This window comes from Agromyces humatus (assembly GCF_021228295.1).
Taxonomy (GTDB): Bacteria; Actinomycetota; Actinomycetes; order Actinomycetales; family Microbacteriaceae; genus Agromyces; species Agromyces humatus.
Map to the genome: position 1 here is coordinate 111,352 of NZ_JAJQPD010000003.1, position 17,250 is coordinate 128,601.

Annotated in this window: 13 protein-coding genes; 8 read left to right on the forward strand and 5 right to left on the reverse strand. The window is 71.2% G+C overall.

The window, feature by feature from the left end; all coding sequences use genetic code 11:
• Positions 1-104 precede the first annotated feature (104 nt).
• Positions 105-2,018: a vWA domain-containing protein gene (locus tag LSF15_RS05765; RefSeq protein ID WP_232497577.1), complete on the forward strand. Its 1,914-nt coding sequence runs from the start codon at positions 105-107 to the stop codon at positions 2,016-2,018.
• Positions 2,019-2,101: 83 nt separating this feature from the next.
• Here LSF15_RS05765 and LSF15_RS05770 read toward each other — a convergent pair whose 3' ends face one another.
• Complete coding sequence (locus tag LSF15_RS05770) at positions 2,102-5,338, reverse strand: ExeM/NucH family extracellular endonuclease (RefSeq protein ID WP_232497578.1); 3,237 nt, start codon at positions 5,336-5,338, stop codon at positions 2,102-2,104.
• A 184-nt stretch (positions 5,339-5,522) separates the two neighbouring features.
• On the opposite strand from LSF15_RS05770, the gene LSF15_RS05775 reads away from it, so the two are divergent.
• On the forward strand, positions 5,523-6,290 hold the full coding sequence (locus LSF15_RS05775) for a sirohydrochlorin chelatase (protein ID WP_232497579.1): 768 nt from the start codon (positions 5,523-5,525) through the stop codon (positions 6,288-6,290).
• On the opposite strand, the gene LSF15_RS05780 is transcribed toward LSF15_RS05775, so the two are convergent.
• Positions 6,269-6,946, reverse strand: a complete 678-nt coding sequence (locus tag LSF15_RS05780; protein ID WP_232497580.1) for a TetR/AcrR family transcriptional regulator — start codon at positions 6,944-6,946, stop codon at positions 6,269-6,271. The two genes, LSF15_RS05775 and LSF15_RS05780, sit on opposite strands and share 22 nt — an antisense overlap.
• Before the next feature lie 136 nt (positions 6,947-7,082).
• Here LSF15_RS05780 and LSF15_RS05785 point away from each other — a divergent pair, with 136 nt between their 5' ends.
• On the forward strand, positions 7,083-8,018 hold the full coding sequence (locus LSF15_RS05785; protein ID WP_232497581.1) for an alpha/beta hydrolase family protein: 936 nt from the start codon (positions 7,083-7,085) through the stop codon (positions 8,016-8,018).
• Here the strand turns inward: LSF15_RS05785 and LSF15_RS05790 are convergent.
• Both LSF15_RS05790 and LSF15_RS05795 read right to left on the reverse strand, forming a co-directional pair.
• Positions 7,982-9,139 (reverse strand): glycosyltransferase, encoded by a 1,158-nt coding sequence (locus LSF15_RS05790; protein WP_232497582.1) that lies wholly within the window; start codon positions 9,137-9,139, stop codon positions 7,982-7,984. The genes LSF15_RS05785 and LSF15_RS05790 overlap by 37 nt on opposite strands.
• Positions 9,136-9,846, reverse strand: a complete 711-nt coding sequence (locus tag LSF15_RS05795) for an arsenate reductase/protein-tyrosine-phosphatase family protein (RefSeq protein WP_232497583.1) — start codon at positions 9,844-9,846, stop codon at positions 9,136-9,138. The genes LSF15_RS05790 and LSF15_RS05795 overlap by 4 nt, the downstream gene beginning before the upstream one ends.
• An 88-nt stretch (positions 9,847-9,934) precedes the next feature.
• Between LSF15_RS05795 and LSF15_RS05800 the strand changes: the two genes are divergently transcribed.
• Genes LSF15_RS05800 through LSF15_RS05820 form a run of 5 tightly spaced genes read left to right on the forward strand, consistent with a single transcriptional unit; the run spans position 9,935 to position 16,536 of the window.
• The gene (locus LSF15_RS05800) at positions 9,935-12,025 is read left to right on the forward strand and encodes a glycosyltransferase (protein WP_232497584.1); all 2,091 of its coding nucleotides are present in this window, start codon (positions 9,935-9,937) and stop codon (positions 12,023-12,025) included.
• The gene (locus LSF15_RS05805; protein ID WP_232497585.1) at positions 12,022-13,203 is read left to right on the forward strand and encodes a glycosyltransferase family 4 protein; all 1,182 of its coding nucleotides are present in this window, start codon (positions 12,022-12,024) and stop codon (positions 13,201-13,203) included. The genes LSF15_RS05800 and LSF15_RS05805 overlap by 4 nt, the downstream gene beginning before the upstream one ends.
• Positions 13,200-14,375: a glycosyltransferase family 4 protein gene (locus LSF15_RS05810; RefSeq protein WP_232497586.1), complete on the forward strand. Its 1,176-nt coding sequence runs from the start codon at positions 13,200-13,202 to the stop codon at positions 14,373-14,375. The genes LSF15_RS05805 and LSF15_RS05810 overlap by 4 nt, the downstream gene beginning before the upstream one ends.
• Positions 14,372-15,412: a glycosyltransferase family 4 protein gene (locus LSF15_RS05815; RefSeq protein ID WP_232497587.1), complete on the forward strand. Its 1,041-nt coding sequence runs from the start codon at positions 14,372-14,374 to the stop codon at positions 15,410-15,412. Before LSF15_RS05810 ends, LSF15_RS05815 begins: the two co-directional genes overlap by 4 nt.
• Positions 15,409-16,536 carry a glycosyltransferase gene (locus tag LSF15_RS05820; RefSeq protein ID WP_232497588.1) on the forward strand — a complete coding sequence of 376 codons (1,128 nt, stop codon included), beginning with the start codon at positions 15,409-15,411 and terminating at the stop codon, positions 16,534-16,536. The genes LSF15_RS05815 and LSF15_RS05820 overlap by 4 nt, the downstream gene beginning before the upstream one ends.
• 131 nt (positions 16,537-16,667) lie before the next feature.
• Here LSF15_RS05820 and LSF15_RS05825 read toward each other — a convergent pair whose 3' ends face one another.
• Positions 16,668-17,207: a hypothetical protein gene (locus LSF15_RS05825; protein ID WP_232497589.1), complete on the reverse strand. Its 540-nt coding sequence runs from the start codon at positions 17,205-17,207 to the stop codon at positions 16,668-16,670.
• Positions 17,208-17,250: the final 43 nt, after the last annotated feature.

The following is a 17,250-nucleotide window of genomic DNA, read 5'->3' on the forward strand; positions in this document are numbered from 1 at the left end:
CAGACCCCCATGTTCGATTCACTCGTGCTGCGTGCCCCCGACCCGGACGCACTCACTCCCAGCCGCGCCCCGCGCCGCGATCGATCGACGATCGGAGTCGCCGCATGAGCGCGGGCGGGCCGTCACTTCGTCGCGAGCGCCGCCGCAGCGAGCAGCGCGCGCGACGACGTCGCGGAACACGATGGACCATCATCGGCGCCGCGACGCTCGTGCTGCTCTTCGGGGGTGGCGTCGCCACCGCCCTGATGCTGAACAGCCCGGGTCCCTCGACCGAGGCCGACGGAGCCGACGAGGCACCGCAGAGCGCTGAGCCGATCGTCTTCCCCGAGGACGAACCAGCAGCGGCAGCCGGCGCGAGCCCGTGCACGTCGGTGAAGGTGCTCTCCTCGTTCGAGAACGCGGAGATGATGTCGCGACTCGTCGACGGCTACAACGCGCAGCCGCGCGACGTCGACGGCACCTGCGTGACGGCCGTCGCGACGAAGGACAAGTCGGGGCTCGTGGCAGAAGACGCCTCGCACAGCTTCACGGGCATACCCGAAGAGGAACGTCCGACCGTGTGGGTGCCCGACGCCAGTTCGTGGATCGGGCTCACTCGAGCCACCGGCGGTGGCGCGGCCGTGCCCGCCGAGAGCACCAGCCTCGGGGCATCCGACATCGTGCTCGCCATGCCCGAAACGCTCGCCGACGCCATCGGCTGGCACGATGACGCCCCGACATGGGGCGAGGTCTACGATGCCGCCGAAGACGAGAACACCTGGAGCGACCTCGGCCACCCCGAGTGGGGAACCTTCAAGCTCGGCAAGACGAGTCCGCTCGTCGCGAGCTCGGGCGAGGCGGCGCTGCTCAGCTCGTACGGCACCGCAGCCGGTTCCGGCGGCGACCTGACCCGCGAGGAGGTGCTCGACACCGATGTGACCGAAGAGGTCAGGCAGCACGAGCTCGCGACGAGCCACTACATGGCGACGCCCGAGCACTTCCTCTGGCACGCCCGCCAGTCTGAAGACAAAGGCTCGGTCGCCGACTTCCTCTCGGCAGTGATCGTCGACGAGAAGTCGGTCTGGGACTACAACCGCGGCATCACCAGTCGCGACGGCGTCACCCGCATCGCGAGCGACCCGCCAGTGGAGAAGCTCGTGCCGATCTACCCCACCGACGGCTTCTACGTGGCCGACAACCCCGCGGTCGTGCTGACCGGCGCCTGGGTCGATGACATCGAAGCCGCGGCCGCACAGGACTTCCTGCAGTTCGCGGTCACCAAGCAGGGTCAGCGGATCGTGCGCGAGACCGGGTACCGCGACCTGAACGGCGTGTTCGACCCGCTCGTCGCGGAGGTCGGCCAGTTCGCGGTCGACCCGCCCGGGGCTCTTCCCTACCCTCGCGGGAGCGTGATCCGTGCCGCACACGCCTCCTTCCCCGAGGTGCGCAAGCGCGCCGAAGTGCTGTTCCTCGTCGACGTCTCAGGATCGATGGAGGAGCCGATCGCGGGGGGCATCACGAAGCTCGCCGGGGCGAAGAATGCGATCACCCAGGCGCTCGACCACTTCACGCCGGGCGACAACGTCGGCCTGGCCGCGTTCTCGGCGGTCGACATGGACCCGATCTCCCCAGGACTCGTGAGCCCCGTGGCCGACATCGGCGACACCCGCACCGATTTCCTCAGGGCACTCGGCGCACTTCGTCCGATCGAGTTCACGCCGCTCTACGCGGCGGTCGACGAGTTCGCAAAACAGCGCGCCGCCGACTGGCAGCCCGACCGCATCAACGCGATCGTGCTGCTCAGCGACGGCCAGAACGAGTACTTCGGCCCTTCGGTCACGGCCCCGCAGATGATCGTGAACCTCCAGCAGTTGCACCACCACGAGACGCCGGTGCTCGTCTTCACACTGGCGTACGGTGCCAATGCCGATGTGGCGACGCTGCAGTCGATCTCGAGCGCCACGGGCGCCCACTACTACGACGCCACCGACCCGACGAAGGTCGGCGACGTGCTGGGCGACCTCGTCACGAGCTTCTAGAAACCCGGGCTCCGACCAGCACGACGGCGCCCCCCGCTCTCGCGGGGGGCGCCGTCGTGCTCAGTTCGCCGGTTGTGCCGTCGTCACGGGCCGACTCGAAGGGTGACGGTCTGGGTCGTCGTGTTGCCGCTGTCATCGGTCGCGGTGTACTCCAAGGTGTAGACGGCGCCGTTGCGGGCGAGCACCTCGACCTCGGTGTCGGAGATCACGCGGATCTCTGCCTTGTGGCCCTCGGCCGTCGCACTCACCAGCTCCACCGTCACGTCGGGGTCGACGTTGTCGGTCGCCTCGATGTCGATCTCGACCGTGCGCCACTGGGCGTTCGGCGGGAAGATCGCATCGGGCGATGCCGTGACGCTCAACTCGGGCGCGATGACGTCGAGGTCGAGCCCGACGATCACCGGGTCGTGGTCGCTCGAGCGCCACTCGTCGGGTGCGAAGAGCGCGTCTTGGGCGGGGAGCTTGAACGTCATGTCGTAATCGATGAGGTTCGGCTCGTCGGAGTTGATGTGCCAGGCAGCTGCGCCCGTCACCCGCTCGGTCAGCCCCGCACCGGCGAGCGCGTAGTCGAGGTAGCCGAGCTGCCCGTCGAACACGTACGAGTACGCCTCCTCGCCCTGGTCCTCGAACAACAGGTCGGAGTAGCCGGCCTCGCGAAGCGCGTCGATCGGGTCCTCCTTGTCGTACGCGTTCAGGTCGCCCATGATGACCTCGTTGCCCGCGCCCTGACCGGTCGGGTCGCCCGCCAGCCAGTCGGCGAGGGCCTCAGCGGCGAGCGTGCGGGTGACATTGCAGTTGCCCGCACCGTCTCCGAGGTCGGGATCGCCGGCGCACGCCGATCCCTTCGACTTGAGGTGGTTCACCACGACGGTCACCTCGCCGCCGGCCCGCACGTCCGTGAAGGTCTGCGCCAGGGCGGGGCGGTTGAGGTCGGTGTTGAACCGGGGATCCTCGACTTCCGTGAGGACGGCGTGGTCGCCGGTCGGCGCGACCTCGGCCGGCTTGTAGATGAGCGCCGTCGTGATGACGTCGGTGCCCAGCACGCCCGTCGAGATGAAATCGTACGTGCCGTCTCCCACCTCGTCGTTCAGGGCCTCGACCAGCGTGCCCACCGCTTCATCCCCGTTGTTCTCGATCTCGATGAGCCCGACGATGTCTGCGTCGATCTCGGCGATCGCCGAGACGATCTTCGCCTCCTGCCGCTCGAACTCCTCGGGGGTGTTCGCTCCGCGCGAGTCGAGCGTCGTGAAGTAGTTCAGCACGTTGAAGCTCGCCACCTTGGTCGTGCCGCCGACCTCGGGCACGCCGTTGTCGGCGCGCAGGTTCACGGCCTCGAAGTCGGCGCCCTCAGTGGGCTGCACACGCCAGCGGATCGACGAGTTGTCGGTGCCGTCGCGGCGGTGATCGAGGATGCCCGTGAGGTTCGACACGAGGTCGCCGCCGCGGAACGAGTTGTCGAGCGTGAACACGTCGCCGTTCGGGTGGATCGCCGGGTCGGGGTTCTGGAAGAAGCGACCGTCGTCGATCGTGATGCGCTCGGCGAGGTTCTTCGCCACGAGTTCATCGAACTCGGGTGAGCCCGGCTCGACGACCGCGGTGGGCGTCATCTGCCGGCCGATGCCGACGTCGATCGTGCCGTAGCGCGCGTACTCGAAGGTCTCGAGGATCGCGAGTTCCTGCGACAGCGTCACGCGCATGCCCTCGAGCGACTCATAGTCCCCGGGCGCGGCCGGGATGCTGAACGCCTCCGCCGCCGGAACCGCGAGCCCGGTGGCGCAGACCGCAGCGGCGTCGGCCGTGACTTCGGTCATGCCGAAGAACTCGCTGACCTCACCCACGACGTGCACCTCATCGCCCACAGCGACGTCGAGCCCGCCGGGTGCGTAGACGAAGATGCCGTCGGATGTCGCGGCGTCACCGTCACCCGCGTCTTGCAGGTAGTAGCCGTCGTACTGGCCGGTCGACTGGAAGTCGCCGACGACGACGCCTTCGATCTCGACGGTGTCGCCGACGCTCGGAGAGACGTCGCCCGAACCCTGCACGGCACCGATCGTCACGACCGGCGTCTCGCAGTTCGCCTCGACCGGCGGCTCCTCAGGAGCTTCGGTGGTGTTCTCGGCGCCCGGGGTGTTCAGGGCCTCAGCATCGATGAGGGTTCCCGTGTTGCCGGGGATGCCGGCGAGGTCGAAGTCGTTGCGCACCCAGTCACCGGTGGTGTCGGTGTCGGTGCCGTCGGGGATTCGGGATGCACCGCCCGGGGCGAACGGCAGGCCGTCGTACGAGACGCCCAGCGTCACGCCGCCGTAGGTCAGATCGCCCGAGCCGCCGTCGTTGACGGCGATCGAATCGACGACCTCGACGCCGGCCGGCAGGTCGAGCACGCCGTCGTCGTTCGTGTCGAGGTCGTTGCCGAGCGCACCCGCGAATCCGGTCACGAGCAGGAACGAGATCGAGCCGTTCTCGAGGGAATTCACGGGCAGCGAGACGAGTGAGCGACCGTCGGCGTCGGGGGCGCCGAAACCGATGACCTCATCGACCAGGCCCCGGGCGGTCGGCACTGCTGCCGAGAAGTCGCCTTCGATCTCGAGCAGGCGGTACGCACTGAGGTCGGCGTTCGGCTCGGCCAGCAGTTCGACGTATTCGACGTCGTCGCCGGCGGTGCTGTGCGAGACCTCGTTGATCACCGTTGCCTGCGGGCCGACGTCGCCGCACGTCGCGGTGTGCGATCCGAGCCCGTTGAAGGTGTCGGTCGCGAATCCCTCCCACTCGACCGCTGGGGCGAACGTGTCATTCGTGATCGTGTCGCCGGCGCACACCGAAGCCAGGCGCCGCAGCGTATTGTCGGCGGTCGAGACGAGACCGCTGCCCCACTCGGTGCCGGGGTCGGACCCGACCTGGCCGAGGGAGTCGACGGCCACGCCGCCGCGTGTGAGCACGACGGCGTCATCGCCGTTGAACCAGCCGGCGCCGTTCGTCTGGTCGGCCTGCGCGAGGATGGCGGCTGCGGCGGAGGCCTGGGCGACGACGTAGACGTCACCGGCTGCCACGGTGCCGGTGAGCGCGATGTTCAGCCCGGAGGTGGCCGTGCCATTGAAGTACATCTGCACCCCGTAGCCACCGGCCGCGAGATCGACCGATGCCCCCGTGCCGTTGTAGATCTCGATCGCCTTGTTGTTCGACGACCCCTCGATGTACTCGCTGATGAACAGCTCGGTCGGCACCGCAGCCTGGGCGGCAGTCGCCGGGGCGGCAGCCAGTCCCACGGCGAGCAGTGCGCCCGCCGCCATCGTGACGGTGACTCGTTGGACGACGTGTTTCATCAGCACACTCCCCGGCTTCACTGCGCGGGCGCCGGCCTGGCTCCCGGGCGACAATGCCGCCAGACTACGAGGCGCCCGTCCTCGCGGGAAGACCCGGTGCGCGAACACTCGGTGAACCGCTCGGATGTGCACGATTTCCGAGATCTCTGCGCATCTGCGCACGCACATTTGCGATGATTGATGGATGACCCGGCAGCCACCCGCCCTCATCGGAATCTCGCACGGCACCTCGTCGAGCGAGGGGCGCGCAGCGGTGCGGGCGCTGCACGAGGCCGTCGCGGCGGCCATCGTCGATCGTGCGACCTGGGTCGGCGCCGACGCCGGCGCCGACGACCCGCCGCGCGCACCGAGCGTGCGGCTCGGACACGTCGACGTCGAGCAGCCCGACGTGCCGGCCACCCTGGCCTCGCTGGAGCCGGGCGAACCCGCGGTCGTCGTGCCGCTGCTGCTCTCTGCCGGGTACCACGTGCACGTCGACCTCACCGAGGCCGTCGCCGAGGCGCAGTCATCCGACCGCCCGGTCGCGCTCGCCGGGGCGCTCGGGCCCGACGATCGGCTGGCCACCGTGCTCGCACGTCGTCTCGACGAAGCAGGGGTGCGCGACGACGACGCGGTCGTGCTCTCGGTCGCGGGCTCGAGCGACGGGCGCGCCGTGCGCGACTGCCGCGACATGGCCAAGCGGCTCGCGGCGGCCTGCGGTCGCGACATCCGCCTCGGATTCCTCTCGGCGGCGTCGCCGCTGCTGATCGATGCGATCGCGCAGGCGCGAGAGGATGCCCCGGGCGCGCGCGTCGTCGTCGCGAGCTACCTGCTCGCGCCCGGGTACTTTCAAGACCTGGCCGAGGCCGCCGGCGCCGACGTCGTGAGCGCCCCGCTGCTCACGACCGATGCGCCGGTGCCCGGCGAGCTCGTCGAGATCGTGCTCGATCGCTACGACGCAGCCGCAGGCTGAACCGCGAGGTCGTCGACGTCGGCGAGCGGCCGCAGCACCTCGGGGTCGGCGCCCGCGGCGAGCAGACGCGCCACCATGGCCCGACGCGCGAACACGTACGGCTCGTTCGAGTCGTGCAGCAGCGAGCGGGTGTTCGCGCCGTCGAGCAGCGCGATGAACTCGAACGCGAGCTGTGCGGCATCGGTGCCCGGGGGCAGCTGGCCCTGGTCGATCGCATAGCCGATCGCCACGCGCACGTAGTCGTTCCAGCTCTGGAACGACCGTGCCACGGCGTCGCGCACCGGTCCTGGCTTGGCATCGAGCTCGACCGCGGCCGAGGCGAAGAAGCACCCGCCCGGGAACACCCGGTCGCGCGAGTAGGCGATCCAGCGGTCGAGCAGTACGACGACGCGACGGATGCCCCGGGGCTCGACCCGCGCCGGTTCGAGCACTGCCTCGCGGAACCGATGCGCCGCCGCGTCGACCGTCGCGAGTTGCAGCCGCTCTTTCGTGCCGAACAGGGTGGCGACCCCGCTCTTGCTGACACTCGCCGCCGCGGCGAGGCGGCCGATCGTGAGCCCGTCGAGCCCGTCGATCGAAGCGAGGTCGACGGCGCTCGCGAGCACGAGGCGCCGTGAGGCGTCGCCCCGAGCCTTTCGTCCGTCGATCTCCGTCATGTCTTGTATTTTACGCACGATCGTTCGTATAGTGTAAGTACGACCGTTCGTATTGTTTGATTCGGCCCGCTCGAGCAGTCGGTCGAGCAGCCGGTCGAGCAGCACGGTTCGAGCAACCGATCCCGAGGAGACACCGATGTCCGCAGCATCCGCCATCGCCACCGGCATCCGCACCGCCGGCGCGGTCTCGCCCGCACTCGCGGGCCGCCTCGCCTTTCCGCTGTTCATGCGCGTCGGCAGGCGAACGCCCGTCGCGCCCGCCGACCGGGCCACGCACGCCGCGGCCCGGCGCGGCACCGTGCGCATTCCGGGCCTGCGCCGAGCGGGCGCCGACGTCGTCACCTACGAGTGGGGCACGGGCGCCGACACGGTCGTGCTCGCGCACGGCTGGCAGTCTCGGGCGAGCGTCTTCGCACCGCTCGTGCGCGAGCTGCGCAGCGAAGGCTTTCGGGTCGTCGCCTTCGACGCGCCCGCGAACGGCGACTCGCCGGGCAGGGGAACGTACCTCGTCGACCACCTCGACACCATCACCGAACTTCAGCACCGCCACGGCGCGTTCCACGCGATCGTCGGCCACTCGTTCGGAGCCCTCGCCGCGCTCGTCGCGGTGCACGACGGCATCGCCGCGCGCCGGGTGGTGGGCGTGGCGGGCGCCGGTTCTCCCGACGTGTTCATCGAGGGCTTCGGCGACGTGGTCGGCCTCGACCGGCCGAGCCGCGACGCGCTCGCGCGGCGGTTCGCCGCCCGGCTCTTCCCCGGCGGGCCCGACCCGTTCGAGCGCTTCTCGGCGCTGCGGCATCCGCTGCCCGATGCGACCTCGCTGCTGCTCGTGCACGACCGCGGCGACCGCCGGGTGCCGTTCACGCAGTCCCAACGGCTGGCCGAGGTCAACGGCCCGAGCGCTCGCCTCGTCGCCACCGACGGCCTCGGCCACAACCGCATCCTGCGGGCCGACGTCACGCTCGACGAGGTCACCGCGTTCCTGACGGCGGCTGATGTCGTCGGCGGGCGCACGGCCGGTCGATCGGGCGCGGGTCAGGCGCCTCGCCTCGAGCGCACGACCGCCTCGTAGAACGCCGCGTGCGCCTGGGTGACGGCGGCGTCGTCGAGCAGGCCGTGAGTGGCCGCAGCCGCGATCGCGAGCCGCACGCGCAGGTCTGCATCGGCGTCGAGTCGGCCGAGCGCCGCGGCGAGCGCGTCGATGTCGCGCGGCGGCACGAGCAGGCCGTTGACGCCGTCGGTGATCCACTCGGCGGGACCGCCCTCGTCGGCGGCGATGACCGCGCGGCCCGCCGCGAGGTACTGCAGCACGTTCTGGCCGAGCGGTTCGGGGCGGGTCGACGCCTGCACGGCGACATCCCATCCGGCGAGCAGCGTGTCGACGTCGTCGACGTGGCCGAGGAAGTCGACCTGCCCTGCGACACCGACCTCTGACGCCCGGCGGCGCAGGTCCTCGAGGTGCCGCTCGTGCCCGAAGGGTGCGTCGCCGGCGAGCTGCAGGCGCACGTCGCGGTCACGGAACACGCGCGCGAACGCCTCGAGCAGCACGTGCTGCCCCTTCCACGGGTCGATGCGGGCGAGCATCCCGACCGTCTGGATCGGACCGCGCACCGGGGCGGCAGCGGCGCCGATGCGCAGTCCCGACGCACTGGGGATCACCTCGGCGAGCGCTCCGTGGCGAAGGTGCGGACGTGCCGACTCGAGCGTTGCGCCCGAGTTGGCGATGACGCCGTCGGCTCGCGGCAGCACCACGCGCACCATCAGTTCGCAGCCCGCCCGGCCAAGGGCCTCGACGTCGACGAGATCACGCAGGTGCACGACGAACGGCACGCGCGACGTGCGCGCGGCCAGCGCACCGTAGGCCGCCGCGCGGGCGGTGTTGGCGTCGACGAGGTCGGCGCTGCCGAACGCCCGCGACGAGCGCACGGAGGCGGCCTGCGCGACGACCCGCAGCCCGACCGAGAGCGCCGCGCCCAGGCCGCCGGAGGTCGCCCCGGCCGGCTGTCGGACGCCGGCGATCGCGCGAGGAACACGAGACGGCACCGCGTCGTAGACGCCGAGCGCACGATCGGATGTCGCAGCGAGCAGCAGGTACGGCGCCCACGACGGCTCGGCGCGCAGCATGCGAAGCAGTGCGAACTCGGCACCGCCGCCGACGTTGGTGTGATCGAGATGCAGCACCCGCAGCGTCACACCTGGCGCCGCCCCCGGGGGCGCGCCTGCGTCGAGCCGGCGGGGCCTGCGGAGCCTGCCGTTTCGCTGTTGAACGAGAACTCGGCCGCCTCGGCGGCCGCGTCGTAGGCCGCGACCTCGCCCCGCGGCATCCCGAACAGCACCTGAGCCAGCCGTGCGAGCGGCGGAACCTGCTGCCTGGCCATCTCGCGATAGGCCTCGTCGTCTTTGCCCTCAGGGTCGACGATGTCGTCCCCGCCCGAGCGGTCACCGGGTGTCGCCCGGTTCTCTGCGAGCGACGCGACCCGAAGTCGCAGCTCCTCGACCGAGCTCGGTGCGGGCATCGTCGGCAACGTCGCCGCGATGCGCCCGGCCTCGCGCATCGTGAACGTCGAGCGGACCGAACCCGGCACCAGGTCGAGCACACTGCCCCGCTGACGCGTCGACGAGACGAGCACCAGGTCGGCCGCACGGATCATGCCCTCGGTGATCTGCGAAGCCCGATGACCCGAGCCGTCAGCGCCGAGCGCCTCGGCGATGACGCGCGCTCTGGGCCCCATCGGGGCGCCCACCGGCGCGCCGAGCCCCGCGCTCGTCACCTCGACCTGTGCTCGAAGCGGCGACGGCAGATACCAGTCCACCCACCGCTCGAGCAGGACCGCGCCGAGCGCCGATCGATTGACGTTGCCCTGGCAGACCACGAGCACCGTGAACGACTCCGCACCCACTGTGGCCCCCCTTTTCGGCACGTTTCGCGGACGACCCCGCCCACCGCAGCACGGCTAGGGTTTCCGTTAGGAGTCTAGAGGGGGTGTGGTGCGCGTACTCAGGGTCTCGCACAGCGCCGTCGTCGACGAGTGGCGCGGGCGCGAGCGCGCGCTCACCGATCTCGGCGTCGACGTGTCGCTGCTCAGCGCGCGCCGCTGGAATGCGGGCGGCGTGCCGGTCACGCTCGAGGCCAGGCCTCACGAGCGAGTCGTGGGCCTGCGCACGATCGGCACGCACCCCGCACTGTTCGTCTACGATCCCCGCCCCATCTGGCGGGCGCTCGGCCGCGACTGGGACGTCATCGACCTCCATGAAGAGCCGTTCGCCCTCGCCACCGCCGAGGTGCTGCTGCTGCGGGCACTGCGCCGGCGGTCGCGTCGCACCCCGGTGGTGCTCTACACCGCTCAGAACCTGCGCAAGCGCTACCCGGTGCCGTTCCGGTGGCTCGAGCGATGGGCGCTCCGCTCGGCCTCGGGCGTCTCCGCCTGCAACGCCGAGGCCGCCCGCATCGTCGAGCACAAGGGCTTCGCCGGGCGGGCGCGCGTCATCCCGCTCGGTGTCGACGAGCAACGATTCAGACCGGCGGATGTCCCGGCGTCGCAGTCGCCCGCCGAAGGTCTCGATACACCGGCTTCGCCGGCTCCTCGACCGACGGACGCCGACCTCGCCGCTCGAGGAGGCGCGCCAGCGCCGTATCGAGACCACGCGACCACCGAGATCACCGTCGGCTTCCTCGGACGCCTCGTCCCCGAGAAGGGCGTGCTCGTACTGCTCGACGCCGCTGCACGCGACCCGCGCCTGCGCCTGCGCATCGCGGGTTCGGGCCCCCTTGCACCCGAGCTCGCCCCTCTCGCCACGGCGCGCGGCATCAGCGACCGGGTCGAGTTCATCGGCCCCGTCGACCCCGACGATGTCGTCGGGTTCTACCGAACCCTCGACGTGCTCGCGGTGCCGTCGCTGCCGACGCCGTCGTGGACCGAGCAGTTCGGCCGCGTGGCCGTCGAGGCGATGTCATGCGGCGTGCCGGTCGTGTCGAGCGACGCAGGAGCCCTTCCCGACGTGGTGGGCGGCGCCGGCGTCGTCGTCCCCGCGGGTGACGACGCGGCACTCTCGGCTGCCCTCGTCGATGCCGGAGCCGCCCGGGCCGACGAGCTCCGCACGACCGGCCTCGCCCGCGCCGGGGAATGCACCTGGGATGCCGTCGCCCGCGACTACCTCGACCTCTACCGATCGGTCGTGCACGAGGCATCCGACCGCCCTCGCGAGCTCGAGGTCATCGTCGTCGCCTACGGCGCGCCCACCATGCTGCGGCGAGCGCTCGAACCCGTGGCGCACCTGCCGGTCACCGTCGTCGACAACTCGTCGATGCCCGAGATCGCGGCGCTGTGCGCCGAACTCGGCGTGCGCTACCTCGACCCACGACGCAACGGCGGCTTCGCTGCGGGCGTCAACGTCGCGGTGGCCGACCGGCTCGTGCCCGGCGCCGACGTGCTGCTGCTGAACCCCGACGCCGTGATCTCGGCCGATGACGTCGCCGTGCTGCAGCGGGCCATACGTGCCCGGCCCGACCTCGCGAGCGTCGGACCGGCGCAGGTCGACGAGGAGGGCGCCGCCGCCCGCGTCGAGTGGACGTTCCCGTCGCCGGCCGCGGCCTGGCTCGAGGCGGTCGGGCTCGGGCGGCTGCAAGGCGGCGCTCGCTTCGTCATCGGCTCGGTGCTGCTGCTGCGCGCCGAGTCACTCGATCAGGTGGGCGGGTTCGACGAGCGGTTCTTCCTCTACGCCGAGGAGACCGATTGGGCCTATCGGGCGCATCGCCTCGGCTGGCGCCACGCGGCCGTGCCCGAGGCCCGGGCGCTGCACGTCGGCGCAGCCACGAGCAGCGACTCGTCGCGTCGCGAGGCGCACTTCCGTGCCTCCCAGGAGCGCTACCTGCGCAAGCACCACGGCGCGCTCGGCTGGCAGTCGGCTCGACTGGCGCAATGGCTCGGGTCGATGGTGCGATCGGTCGTGCTGCCCGGCGAGCGCGGGCGAGCGGCGCGCAAGCGGGCGGCGCTGTATCGACTCGGGCCGGTGCGCGTCGAGGCACGGTACCTCGAACCCGAGCTCCCCGATCCCCTCGCCAACGGACGCCTCGCATGACGCGCATCGTGCAGATCGCCAATCGCGTCGGCCCCGGCAGCGGCGTCGCCGGCGTCGCGTGGAACCTCGAGCAGCAGTTCCGCGCGCTCGGCGCGACCGTCGAGCGCTTCACGTACAGCGATGCACGGCGCGGCAAGGCGGAGCGGCCGTGGCCGACGACGCGGTGGCGGGCACGGCTGGCGGGCGGCTGGCGCCAGGTCTGGTTCAGCACGGTCGGCACCAGGCGCGCCCGCGAGTTCATCGCAACGCGCCCCGACGCCGTCGTGATCTGCCACAACAGCGTCATGGCCGGCGACATCTTCATCAACCACGGGGTGCTGCTCGCCCTGATGCGGGCGCGGGGTCGCTCGGCGTGGGAGATCTACCGCAATCCCGTGCACGACTTCATCTACCTCCGCGACCGCATCAGGTACCGCGGGCGCACGCACCGGGCGGTCGTCGCCCTCTCGCAGGCGGCCGCCGCCGAGCTGCGTTCGACGTACGGCCCGGTGCGCCCGAGGATCGAGGTCATCCCGAACGGCGTCGACCTCGACCGTTTCCACCCGCCGACCCCCGTCGAGCGGCGTGCGGCGCGCGAGCTGCTGCACCTCGGCGACGACGAGCGGGTGGCCATGTTCCTCGGCCACGAGTTCACGAACAAGGGCGTCTCGTTCGCCATCCAAGGCCTGCTGCACGCGGAGTCCGTGCTCCTGCTGGTGGTCGGCGGCACCGACGAGATCATCGCGGCGGGCAAGGCCGAAGCCGAAGCGAATGGCGTCGCGGAACGCGTGCTCTTCCTCGGCCCGAGGGGCGACCCGACGCCGTTCCTCAGGGCGGCCGACCTGTTCGTGCTGCCGAGCGCATCCGAAGAGAATGCCCTCGTCGTGCTCGAAGCCCTCGCCTCGGGGCTGCCGGTCATCGCGACACCCGTCGGCTTCGCGCCCGAGGTGATCGTCGACGGCGTGAACGGGTTCCTCGTCGAGCGCACCGGGCAGGCGGTCGGCGAACGCATGCAGCAGCTCGCCGCACTCGACGACGCGGATCTCGCGAAGTGGCGACGTCGGGCTCGAGAGTCGGTCGAGGCCTACGGATGGCGCGGGGTCGCCCAGCGCTACCTCGACCTCGCCGACGAACTGCTCGCCGAGCGCGAGCACGAGCACGGCGGTTCGGGGCATCCGTTCGCGAGGAGCAACGGATGACCCACATCGTGCAGATCGCGCCCGCCATCAGCTCCGGCAGCGGCGTCGCCGGCGTGGCCCACGCGCTCGAGCGCGAATTCATCGCCGCGGGAGCGACCGTCGAGCGATTCACCGCCGCTGAGGCGGGCAGGCCCTCGGGGTTCCGCGGCCGGACTCCGCTCGCCACCCACCTCACCCGCGCGCGCAACGTGGTCTGGTTCAGCACGGTCGGCACTCGGCGAGCACGGCGATTCCTCGCCGAGCGGCCCGACGCCATCGCGATCACGCACAACGACGTCATGGCCGGCGACATCTACGTGAACCATGGCCTGTTGCAGGCCGCCATGCGCGCGCGCGGCGACTACGCCTGGCGCATGGTGCGCAACCCCGTGCACCTGTTCACGGCGGTGCGCGACCGCATCCGGTATCGCGGTCGCACCCACCGCGCGGTCGTCGCCCTCACGACGAACGAGGCCGAGCTGCTGCGCTCGACGTACGGCCGCGTGCGTGCGCCGATCCACGTGATCCCGAACGGCGTCGACATCGAGCGGTTCCGCCCTCCCGATGCCGCCGAGCGCGTGCAGGCCCGGGCCGAGCTCGGCGTCGACGACGACCGCACGATCGCCGTGTTCATCGGCCACGAGTTCGAACGCAAGGGGCTGCCCATTGCGATCCAGTCGCTGGGCACGGCACCCGAGGTGCTGCTGCTCGTGATCGGCGGCTCACCCGACATGATCCGCCGGGCGCAGGCCCAGGCACGAACCGCGGGCGTCAGCGAGCGCGTGCACTTCGTCGGCACGCACCGCGACCCGATCCCCTTCCTCTGGGCCTCTGACGTGCTCGTACTGCCGAGCGCCTACGAGGCGAACGCGCTCGTCGTGCTCGAGGCGCTCGCGTGCGGGTTGCCGGTCGTGTCGACGCGGGTGGGCTTCGCTCCCGACATCCTCATCGACGGCGAGAACGGATTCCTCGTCGAGCGCTCGGCGAAGGCCGTCGGCGCTCGCCTCGACGAGCTGTCGAGCCAGCCGCTCGATGGGTGGCGAGTTCGGGCCCGGCAGACGGCGGAGCAGTACGCGTGGCCGCAGATCGCCCGCCGCTACCTCGAGCTCATCGAGTCGATGCGACGGGGCGGGGTCGGGGCCGCTCTGGGCCAAGGGACTCCAGACGACGCCGGCGACGAGGCCGGCGGATGACGCGGCCGCTCCGCATCCTGCACGCCATCCGTTCCGACGGATTCTCGGGTGTCGAACAGTTCGTGCTGCGGCTCGCACGGGCACAGTCCGGCGACGGGCACGCCGTCGCCGTCATCGGCGGCGACCCCGAGCGCATGCGTGCCGGACTCGACGAGGTCGGCGTAGGGCACACGCCCGCACCCGGCACGGCCGACGTGTACCGGGCCGTGCGGCGACTCAGCCCCGGCGTCGACGTCGTCAACACCCACATGACCGCCGCCGATGTCGGCACGGTGGCCGCCCTCGGGTTCCGGCGACGACCACGACGGCCGGCGATCGTCGCGACGCGGCACTTCGCGAAGCCGCGTGGCAGGCTCGGGCCCGTGCCGATCAGCGCGCTCGTCGGGCGATCCATCGACGCGCAGATCTCGATCTCGACGGCGGTCGCGGGCGCGGTCGACGGCCCCAGCACGGTCGTGCACTCGGGAATCGAGCCCCGACCGCTCGGTGACGTCGCGCTGCGCGAACGCGTCGTGCTCATGGCGCAGCGACTGCAGCCCGAGAAGCGCACCGACATCGGGATTCGCGCGTTCGCGGCATCCGGGCTCGCCGATGACGGCTGGGGTCTCGAAATCGCAGGCATCGGGCCCGAACGCGAATCGCTCGGTGAGCTCGCCGCGTCTCACGGGCTCGAAGGTGCCGTGCGATTCCTCGGGTATCGCACCGATCTCCCGGCGGTCATGGACCGCGCTGCGCTGCTGATCGCTCCCTGCCCGGTCGAGGGCCTCGGGCTCACCCTGCTCGAGGCGATGGCCGGCGGGCTTCCGGTCGTCGCCGCGGGCGCGGCCGGTCACCTCGACCTGCTCGCGGGCCTCGACGCCCGGGCCGCATTCGCGCCGAACGACGTCGACGAGGCCGCCGCTCACCTGCGATCCCTCGCCGACGACGCCGCCGGACGCACAGCCCTCGCGCTCGCGGCTCGAACGCGGCAGCAGCACGACTACTCGCTGCGGGCGCAGGTCGACGGCACCGACGTCGTGTACCGGAGCGTGCTGTGACCGATCTCGTGGTGATGTCGCTCGAAGCGTGGGACGACGTCTGGCGCCGCAACCAGCACCTGGTCGCTGGGCTGCTGCGATCGGATGCCGCGTTGCGGGTGCTCTTCGTCGAGCCGCCCGCCGACCCGACGCACGACCTGCGGTCGGGCCGCCGACCGTCGTTCGCGCGTGGCGTTCGCAAGGTTCCGGATGTCGCGCCCGACCGGCTCTTCGCGATGCGCCCCGTGAAATGGATGCCCCGCCGGTTCGACCGCCGTGCCGACGATCGCCTCGCGCACGCGGTGATGCGCAGTGCCGAATCGCTCGGCATGCGACATCCGCTGCTCTGGATCAACGACCCCGGTGCCGCGCCGCTCGCCGAACGATCGGGCTGGCCGACCGTCTACGACATCACCGACGACTGGCTGTCGGCCGACCGGTCGTCGGCCGAGCTCGAACGAGTTGCCGCCAACGAGGCGCGGCTGTTCGAACTCGCCCGCGAGGTCGTCGTGTGCTCACCCGAGCTGGCTCGCCGCAAGAGCGCGCTGAGGCCAGCGACGCTCATCCCGAACGCGGTGGATGTCGCCGCCTATCGCCGGCCGGTCGCTCGCCCAACCGACCTTCCTGGCGGGCCGATCGCCCTCTACCTCGGCACCGTGCACCCCGACCGCATCGACGTCGACCTGTGCGAAGCGACCGCGCGCGCTCTCGGGCCGGCCGCGACACTCGTGCTCGTCGGTCCGAACCTCTTGGCACCCGACCAGGTGCAGCGCTTACACGATGCGGGCGCCCAAATGCTCGGCCCCCGCCCGCGCGACGCCGTGGTCGGCTACCTGCAGCACGCCGACGTGCTCGTCGTGCCGCACGTCGTGACCGACTTCACCGACAGCCTCGACCCGATCAAGCTCTACGAGTACCAGGCGGTCGGACGCCCGGTGGTGTCGACCCCCGTCGCGGGATTCCGTGATGCGGATGACCCGCGCATCACGGTCGCCTCGGGCGATGCGTTCGCGGCGGCGGTCGCCGCCGCGGTGCCGGCGACGTCGCGCTTTCCCGATGGCGCCGACGGGGCTGTCGCCGACTGGGGCGACCGCGTCGCCGCGATGGGCGCAGTGCTGCGGCGCCTCGAACCCGCGCGAAGGTAGCTGGTGATGCGTGCGGTGGCCGACTGCGCCGTGCGACGAACGTGCCGGCGCTCGGCCTGTCGGATGTGCCCCGGAATGCAGAAACCCGGCGAGCCGAGCGGCCCTCCGGGTTTCTGCCATCGCAGCGGGTACTAGAGTTCGCTGGCGATGCAGTTCTTCTCGGCCGCCGTGAACGAGTCGCAGGATGCGCCCTGGATCGGGGGTGCAGCGTTCGCAGCGGTGGACACCTGCTGTACGGGACCGCCGTCCACCGTGTAGCTGATGATGAGCTGGCCGTTCGCACTGTTCGCCGCATTCTGGGTGATGAGTGCCACGTCGAACGTGCTGTTCGCCGCCACGACGAACGTGTTCGTTCCGAGGTCTCCACAGGGGCTGAGACGGATGACGCCGACATTTCCGAGATCGTCGCCGCCCAGGGTCATGTCGACGATCGTGATGGTGATCTGGGCGTTCGTCGTATTGGAGATGGTGGCCCTGAATGCGTAGCCCTTGAACACGTCCTGCGAGGCGCCGGGCAGCTTGCAGCCTGCGCCGTTGACGGTGATGATGCCGGGCGACGCCGCGAACGCAGGCGCGGGAACGGCGAGGGCCACCGCGGGGACCGACCACGCCATCGCCTTGGCGACCGTGCGGCGGCTGACTCCAGGCTTCTGTTCTTCGAGGTCACTCATTGCAGGCCTTTCTTACGTGGGCGGTCGGGTCAAGAATTCGGGT